General features: G+C 58.9%; 4 protein-coding genes. All 4 read left to right on the top strand.

Annotated features, from left to right (window positions below; genetic code table 11):
* Positions 1-94 precede the first annotated feature (94 nt).
* Positions 95-1063 (top strand): Mrp/NBP35 family ATP-binding protein, encoded by a 969-nt coding sequence (locus WBM93_RS10885; RefSeq protein ID WP_424431765.1) that lies wholly within the window; start codon positions 95-97, stop codon positions 1061-1063.
* Positions 1064-1074: 11 nt separating this feature from the next.
* Complete coding sequence (locus tag WBM93_RS10880) at positions 1075-1512, top strand: CoA-binding protein (RefSeq protein ID WP_424431763.1); 438 nt, start codon at positions 1075-1077, stop codon at positions 1510-1512.
* Entirely contained in the window at positions 1502-3790 is a 2289-nt protein-coding gene (locus tag WBM93_RS10875) for a molybdopterin cofactor-binding domain-containing protein (protein WP_424431761.1), read from the top strand. Before WBM93_RS10880 ends, WBM93_RS10875 begins: the two co-directional genes overlap by 11 nt.
* Positions 3787-4634: ferrochelatase (gene hemH, locus WBM93_RS10870; RefSeq protein WP_424431759.1), on the top strand; the 848-nt coding region annotated here is incomplete at its 3' end. The genes WBM93_RS10875 and hemH, both read left to right, overlap by 4 nt.

Here is a 4634-nt window from a genome sequence, read left to right as displayed (position 1 = left end):
CCACCGTTAATATTATCATTCATAGTTTCTTTATAGGTAGCGCGCCGCCAGAAAAACAGTGTCAATCAGAGAAAAGTGTAACTATGTCCATCCGATGACCGATATTTCTACAATCGAAGCCGCGCTGGAGGGTGTTGCCAAGGGCCGCTTCAGCGCCATAAAATTTGCGCAAGGTCGTGTTTCTCTGGTGCTCAACGTCGGCGGGCTGGATGTCCGTGAGCGCGGCCAGATCGAAATTGCCGTGAAAGGCAAATTGCTGGCTCTCGACGGCGTTGAAAAGGTCGATGTCGCCATGACCGCCGAGAAGGTCGAGAGGCGTCTGATCGCCGTCGCCAGTGGCAAGGGTGGTGTCGGCAAGTCTACCCTTTCCGCAAATCTGGCGATTGCGATGCAGCGAATGGGTCGCAAGGTCGGGATGGTCGACGCCGATATATATGGTCCGTCCCAGCCGCGGCTGCTTCGTTGTGAAGGGCAGCGACCAGAGGCCGAGGGCAAACAGCTGATCCCGGTACCCAATGCCTATAATGTGCCGGTGCTCTCGATGGGCCATCTGGCGAAACACGGACAGGCCATTGCCTGGCGCGGACCGATGGCGGGCAAGGCGCTCGAGCAGCTGATCGATGCGCATTGGGGCGATGTCGCGGAACTGATCGTTGATATGCCGCCGGGCACTGGCGATGTGCAATTGTCGATGATGCAAAATCACAAACCGGTTGGTGCAGTAATTGTTTCGACGCCGCAGGATCTGGCGTTGATGGATGCGACCCGGGCGGTTGATCTGTTCAACCAGGCCAAGATCCCGATCATCGGCATGGTCGAGAATATGGCCGGCTATCAATGCCCGCATTGCGGAGAGTTAAGCGATCCTTTCGGCGCGGGCGGGGCGGAAGCTGCTGCCAAGACCATGGGCATGCCCTTTCTGGGCAGAATCCCGCTCGACATCGAGATTCGCAAATCCAGCGATGGCGGTACTCCCCCGGCTTGCGCCGACGATATCCACGGACAGGCGTTCCGCGATATTGCCAAAAAGCTCGCGACATGGTTGGATAATCAACAAGAGTGAGAAAGGGCGTCATGCTGCTGGAAAGCGATCAGGAAATTGCCGAATTGTTGACGTCGACACGACGTATCGCATTGGTCGGTGCCTCCGCCAAGCCCGCGCGAGCGAGCAACCGGATATTCAAGTTCCTGCTCGACCAGGGCTATGACGTGACGCCGGTCAATCCGATGCTTGCAGGACAGGAACTACACGGTGTGCCGGTGGTCAAATCACTGGCGGACATCGAAGGCGCTATCGATATGGTTGATATTTTTCGCAATAGCGCTGCTGCTGGCGATGTCGTTGACGAAGCCATAGCCATTGGGGCCAAGGCGGTGTGGATGCAGCTCGGCGTAATCAATGAAACTGCTGCAGAGCGCGCGACCGAAGCCGGACTCAAGGTCGTCATGGATCGCTGCCCCAAGATCGAAATACCCCGCTTGGGTCTGTTAAAGGAATCCGATGGCGGCTGATCAAGATAGCGAGCAGGTCGAACATTCAACTACCGGATTGAATCGTCGCAAATTCCTGATCGGTGGCGCCGCCGGGGCCGGTCTCGTGGTCGCGTGGGCGATCTGGCCGCGCAGCTATGAGCCCAATGTTGCTGCCACCGAGAATGAACAGGTTTTTGGTGCCTTCCTGAAAATATCCGAAAACGGTCAGGTTACGGTGGTCGTGCCGCAAAGCGAGATGGGGCAGGGCGTATATACTGTTCTGCCGCAAATTCTGGCCGATGAACTTGGTGCGGACTGGCGTACTGTCGCGGTGGAACCCGCCCCGATCAACCCGTTGTACAACAATGGCCTGCTGGCCGAGCAGTGGGCAGAGGCCTTGATGCCTGCAGGCACCGGAAAGCTAGCCGAAAATGCCGCCGCCCGATGGATCACGCAAAATGTGGCGTTCCGTGATCGCTTCATGGTGACGGCGGATTCGACGTCTATCCCTGCTTTTGCCGAAAGCTTTCGCGAAGCCGGTGCGGCGGCGCGCGTCCTGCTGACCAAGGCGGCGGCGGCCCGGTGGGATGTGGCGTGGGAAATCTGCACGGTCGAAAACGGGGTTATCTCCAATGGCGATAAAAAGCTGCGTTTCGGCGAGCTGGTTCGCGATGCGGCCGAGCAGTCCCTGCCGGATCCCGTGCCGCTCCGGCCAGCCGGAGATGGCAAATTGATTGGACAGGATGTGCCGCGGCTCGATCTACCGAGCAAACTCGACGGTTCTGCCAATTTTGCCGGTGATATCAGGCTGCCCGATATGGTGTTCGCGGCCATTCGCCAAGGCCCGATTGGCGAGACCCGGCTGAAATCATTCAACCGCGGCGGGGCCAACAAGATCACCGGTTTCATCGACGTTGTTCAAGGCGGAAAATGGATCGCGGCGGTGGCGACCAACTGGTGGGCGGCCAACCGGGCACTGGATAGAATGAGTCCTGTGTTTGAAACCAGAGGATTTATGGCCGATAGCGACAAGATTGATACGGCTCTTCGGGAAGCACTGGAAGACGGGCCGGGGATACGCTTTGTTTCGCGCGGTGATACCAGACAGGTGTTTGACGAGGAGAACAGCTATCGAGCCCGCTATCACGCCGACGCTGCGCTCCATGCGCCGATCGAGACGCGAACGGCGACGGCAGAATATAAGGATGGCGGACTGGAGCTCTGGATGGCCACCCAGGCGCCGATAGCGGCGGTTCAGGCCGCGGCCAGGATGTTGAACATCAGCCAGGACCGGGTGACGCTTTATCCGATGTTGAGCGGCGGGTCGTTTGACCGCAATCTAGACAATGATATCGCCGGTCAGGTGGCCAAGATCGCCAAGCAAATGGGCCGGCCGGTGCAGTTGGTCTGGTCGCGTGCCGAAGATTTGATGCATGATCATTACCGGGCGCCAAGCCATGCCAGGTTTGATGCAGCGATGGCGAAGGCCGGGCGCGTCGATGCGATGCAGATCAAAATCGCCGCTCCGCCGTCGGCGCGCGAGCAGGTCAGGCGCCTGTTCGACGACATGGACTATGTGGAGGCGATGCGATCCACCATCGGGGAAGCCGATATCAAGGCAGTGGCTGGTCTCGACGTGCCCTACGACATTCCCAACCTGACCGTCGATCACCATAGCGCTTTTGTTGGTGTACCGACCGGAAACTGGCGCAGCAACGCGCATAGCAGCAATATTTTCTATCTCGAATCGTTCATCGACGAACTGGCTGCGGAGGCCGGCATAGAGCCCCTGTCGTTTCGTATGCAGATGATGAACAACGCGCCCAGGCTGGCCCGATGCCTGACCGGTGTCGCCGCGATGGCCGGATGGGATGGCGGTCTGGATGGCAGTGGCCAGGGCCTGGCCTGCCACAGCATGCGCGGCGGGCATATTGCCGTGATCGCGAGTGCGAGCAGGGGAAGCACCGGTCTGGCGGTTCGCCGCATTTCGGCAACCGTCGACATCGGCCGGATCATTCACCCCGACATCGCCCGGCAGCAGATTGAGGGCGGCATCGTGTTCGGACTGGCGATGGCGCTGGGCAGCGCAACCCGCTTCCAGGACGGACTGCCGACGGCAAAGCGGCTGCGCGATCTGTCCTTACCGCGACTGGCCGAAATCCCGCCGGTCCAGATTGAATTTATCAAGAGCGACGAAGAACCAGTTGGTTATGAAGAACTCGGGGTACCGGCGGTGGCGCCAGCTGTTGCCAATGCATTATTCTCGGCAACCGGCACCCGGTTTAGGCAATTGCCTCTGTTCGGGGAAGTATCATGAGTGACATCGGACCATTGCCGTCGGACCATCCGCCGGTCGCAGCGAGGAAGGTTGGCGTCCTGCTGGTCAATCTCGGCACACCCGATGCCCCGGAAAAAAAGGCCGTCAAACGCTATCTCAAGGAATTTCTGTCGGACAAAAGGGTGGTCGAGATCCCTTCGATCATCTGGCAGCCGATATTGCGCGGGATCATTCTCAACACCCGACCGGCAAAATCCGCCAAGGCCTATAGTCTCGTCTGGACCGAAGACGGTTCGCCGCTGGCTTTCTATACGCGAAAACAGGCCGAAAAGCTTGCCGGTACCATGGATGGCGTGATCGTCGATTGGGCGATGCGCTATGGCAATCCGAGTATCGCGAGCCGGCTCGACGCGATGAAGGCGGCAGGATGCGATCGAATTTTGATCGCGCCGCTTTATCCGCAATATAGTGGTGCCACTACCGCCAGCGTCCATGACGCGGTGTTTGACGCGATTGCCGCAATGCGCTGGCAACCGGCGATCCGGCTGCTGCCAGCCTATCATGATGATGATGCCTATATCGACGCGCTGGCGACCAGTCTCGAGCGCGATATTGCGGCGCTGGATTTCGTGCCGGATGCAATAGTCGCCAGCTTTCACGGGATGCCGCAACGCACGCTGGAGCTGGGCGATCCCTATCATTGTCATTGCCAGAAAACCGCCCGTCTGTTGTCCGAGAAAATGGGACGCGAATTGGTCGTCGCGTTCCAGTCGCGATTTGGCCGGGCAAAATGGCTCGAACCGGCGACTGACAATATGCTGGAATCACTCCCCGGGCAGGGAAAAAAGAATATCGCGATTTTCGCGCCCGGATTTTCGAGCGA

Source organism: Parasphingorhabdus sp., from assembly GCF_049667325.1.
Lineage (GTDB): Bacteria > Pseudomonadota > Alphaproteobacteria > Sphingomonadales > Sphingomonadaceae > Parasphingorhabdus.
The sequence above is the reverse complement of the archived record's forward strand: the minus strand, read 5'-3'. Positions and strand labels throughout refer to the sequence as shown.